Source organism: Mesorhizobium sp. M2A.F.Ca.ET.067.02.1.1 (genome assembly GCF_004023285.1).
Lineage (GTDB): Bacteria > Pseudomonadota > Alphaproteobacteria > Rhizobiales > Rhizobiaceae > Mesorhizobium.
In genome coordinates this window covers 1-3,267 of sequence record NZ_RZSB01000677.1, presented here as the reverse complement: position 1 = coordinate 3,267, position 3,267 = coordinate 1, and the positions used below count along the sequence as shown (strand labels likewise).

Below are 3,267 nucleotides of genomic sequence, written 5' to 3'. Positions count from 1 at the left end.
TGACTGGAGGTCAGAAAATGAACATCAAGAGCCTTCTTCTCGGCTCCGCTGCGGCCCTGATCGCAGTTTCGGGCGCCCGCGCCGCCGACGCGGTGACCGTCGCCGAGCCGGAACCGGCTGAATACGTCAAGATCTGCGACGTGTACGGCTCGGGCTACTTCTACATCCCCGGCACCGAAACCTGCCTGCGCATCGGCGGCTATGTCCGTTACGACATCGGCGTCGGCGACGTCGGCTCGTTCGACGGCGCGACGTCCGCCGATGTTGAGGACGGCGGCAGCAACGACACCTTCTACAAGAATGCCCGCTTCACCCTGAAGACCTGGACCGGCCAGGAGACCGAGCTCGGCACCTTGAAGACCTACACCGAGACCCGCTGGAACTTCGGCAACCGCAATGCCGACCTGGGCGCGCTCGTTGATCCCGATGGCGCGGGTCCGCTCCCCGCGGCCAACGCCGTCAATCCGGCCTTCAACAAGGGCACTTCGCTGAACTTCGCCTGGATCCAGCTCGGTGGGCTGCGCGTCGGTAAGGACGAATCGGCCTTCAACACGTTCATCGGCTACGCCGGCAACGTCATCCAGGATACGCTGGTTCCCTATGGCGACTTCGACACCAACGTCGTCCAGTACTACTTCGACGCAGGCAACGGCTTCTCGGCCGTGATCTCTCTCGAAGAAGGCTCGGGCGGCGGCACTGATGGTGTCTACGGCGTGGGCACGATCGACAGCTATGTTCCGCATGTCGTCGGCGGCGTGAAGTGGACGCAGGGCTGGGGCGCCATCACCGGCGTTATCGCTTACGACAGCAACTACGAGGAAGTTGCCGGCAAGGTCCGCTTGGACGTGAACGTCAATGACGCGATCTCGCTGTTCATCATCGGCGGCTACGGCACCGATGACAACCTGACGGACCCGACCTATGCCTTCGCAGCTGGCGGCCGCGGCTTCTACAAGCAGTGGGACGGCAACTGGGCAGTCTGGGGCGGTGGCACCTACAAGTTCAACGAGAAGACCTCGTTCAACGCTCAGGTCTCGTATGACGAAGGTGAGAACCTCGGCATCGCCGCCAACATCGCCTACGACATCGTTCCCGGCTTCACGGTTACGGCCGAAGTCGACTACGTCAATGCAGGCAGCATCAACGAAGCCGATGGCCTGAACCACAACTGGACCGGTATTACTGATGGCGACGACGCCATCGGCGGTCTCCTCCGCTTCCAGCGCTCCTTCTAAGGGCTGGACTGCTACAGGTGAAATCCGGCCCGGGCGTCTCCACGCCCGGGCCGTTTTTATTTTCCGCGGTTGGTCAACGCAAACGAAAGGATGGGGGTGAAACGGTAAGCTGATTGAGTCTGATGGAACGATTTTGTGGGATCCGCTTCGGCGGATGGGATCGGCCGCAAGACTCGAAAACTCTTGAAAGGACATCTCCGAACGGTTAGGGCTGAAGGCTTAACCACAGGGGGTGTGGCTAAAAATGTCGAACGAAGCGGTTCAAGAGGCCGAGGCCTCTGGTCATTTTGCGTTCTTTTCTTCTCAGAATTCGAAGTTCAACTACACGTTCAACAAGATCCGGGAAGTAAAATCGCACAGGATCGGGGAACTCTTTGCAGCATACCGAGATATACTCTGGGATGATGGGCGGCATAAATACAATGTCAGCTCTTTCATCGGTGAAATAGACGAGATCCTTCTCGGAGAGCGTTTCAGCACCTTTGACCAGAACACCCTGGACAATCTTATCGGGACCTTGCGCCAGCGCGGGAACAGCAACGCAACCATCAATCGCAAGATGGCTGCACTCAGCAAGCTGCTGCGCAAGGCTCACAAGATGGGAGATATCCACAGCCTGCCTGAGTTCCGCCGCCAGAAGGAGCGGGCAGGACGGATTCGTTTCCTAGAAAGGGACGAAGAGGCAAGGCTGTTCGCCGCCATCAGGAGCCGCAGCGAGGATGCTTACAGGCTCTCCGTCTTCCTGGTCGATACCGGCTGCCGCCTCGGCGAGGCGCTCGGCCTGATCTGGAACGACATCCAGGAGCATCGCGTCTCCTTCTGGATCACCAAATCCGGCCGCAGCCGCACCATTCCGATGACCGAACGGGTCAAGGAAGTCATCAAGCTGCCGCCGAACACCGAAGGACGCCGGCCGAAGGGCCCGTTCACCAAGCTTAGCCAGGCGCAGTACCGCGCCATCTGGAACGAAGCGAAGGCGGAAGTCGGTCTCGGCGCCGATGAGCAGGTGGTGCCGCATATTTTGCGTCACACTTGTGCTTCCCGCCTCGTTCAGGGCGGTATCGACATCAGGCGCGTCCAGATGTGGCTTGGCCACCAGACGCTGTCGATGACCATGCGTTACGCGCACCTCGCCACCAACGATCTTGATGGCTGTGTCGTCGTTCTCGAGAAGCCGCGTGCCGATCAGGCGCCGAGCGCCGCGGAGAACTCCGTCTTTGCCTCTCCCCTGACCGCGCCGTCACCTGGCAAAGCCGCTCGCAAGGAGAGCGGAGCGGAGCCGGCAAAGGCGCGGCGCAAGAGCTCCAAGGGCAAATAGGCACGCGCCGCGTGCCGGAGAATCTATATTTTATCGACAAGCCCGAGGTTGAATTAGTCTCGGGCTTTACTTTATTTTGATTCGCGCTCTGCCCGATCGAGGAAATCCGCAATCTCCCGCGGCAGAGTGCCGGTTTCCAGAAAGGGAGCGTGTCCCTGACCTTCGACGGTGATCGTCTCCATGCCGGGATGACGTCTTCCCATCTCCTCGACGCTCGCAGCTGATAATAGTTTTGAATTGCCGCCGCGAATGGCAAGCAGCGGCACGGCGGCCAAAGCATCGAACTGCGGCCACAGACCCGGCAACGGCTTGCTGAAATCGATGCCGGCCAGCGTGTCGACCAGCGCCGGATCGAAATCCGGCACCCAGCCCGCCGCCGTCTCGCGGCAGATTGCCCGGACCATCCTCGCCCAGTCGACGTCGGTGAGCGCCGGGAAATCGGCGCCATGCACGCGCCGCTGGGTATCCACCGCCTCGGCGAGTGTCTTCGGCTTCGGCGCGCGGTCGAGATAGGAGCGGATATGGGCCAGCCCCTCCGCCTCGATCACAGGGCCGATGTCGTTGAGCACGATGGCCTTCAGCACGGTCGGCTTTAATGCCCCGAGCACATGGATGATCAGGCCGCCGCGCGACGTGCCGACGAAGGCTGCGTGCTCGACGCCGAGCGCCGACATCCCGGCAAGCACGTCGCCGGCTTCGACCCCGACATTATAG

The 3,267-nt window shown here is 61.1% G+C and carries 3 protein-coding genes; 2 read left to right on the top strand and 1 reads right to left on the bottom strand.

Features of this window, described 5'->3' with window-relative positions; translation table 11 throughout:
- Positions 1 to 17 precede the first annotated feature (17 nt).
- Together EOA28_RS29850 and EOA28_RS29845 are read left to right on the top strand one after the other, a co-directional pair.
- Positions 18 to 1,235, top strand: coding sequence for a porin (locus tag EOA28_RS29850; protein ID WP_127251729.1), 1,218 nt, complete (start codon positions 18 to 20; stop codon positions 1,233 to 1,235).
- A 244-nt stretch (positions 1,236 to 1,479) separates the two neighbouring features.
- The gene (locus tag EOA28_RS29845) at positions 1,480 to 2,553 is read left to right on the top strand and encodes a site-specific integrase (protein WP_127251728.1); all 1,074 of its coding nucleotides are present in this window, start codon (positions 1,480 to 1,482) and stop codon (positions 2,551 to 2,553) included.
- A 71-nt stretch (positions 2,554 to 2,624) separates the two neighbouring features.
- On the opposite strand, the gene EOA28_RS29840 is transcribed toward EOA28_RS29845, so the two are convergent.
- On the bottom strand, positions 2,625 to 3,267 hold a 643-nt coding region (locus EOA28_RS29840; RefSeq protein ID WP_148670934.1), incomplete at its 5' end, for an alpha/beta hydrolase.

What these genes read in the sequence shown, in the direction of transcription:
- EOA28_RS29850 (WP_127251729.1), top strand. Translation starts at nt 18, where the DNA reads ATGAACATCAAGAGCCTTCTTCTCGGCTCCGCTGCGGCCCTGATCGCA.
- EOA28_RS29845 (WP_127251728.1), top strand. Translation starts at nt 1,480, where the DNA reads ATGTCGAACGAAGCGGTTCAAGAGGCCGAGGCCTCTGGTCATTTTGCG.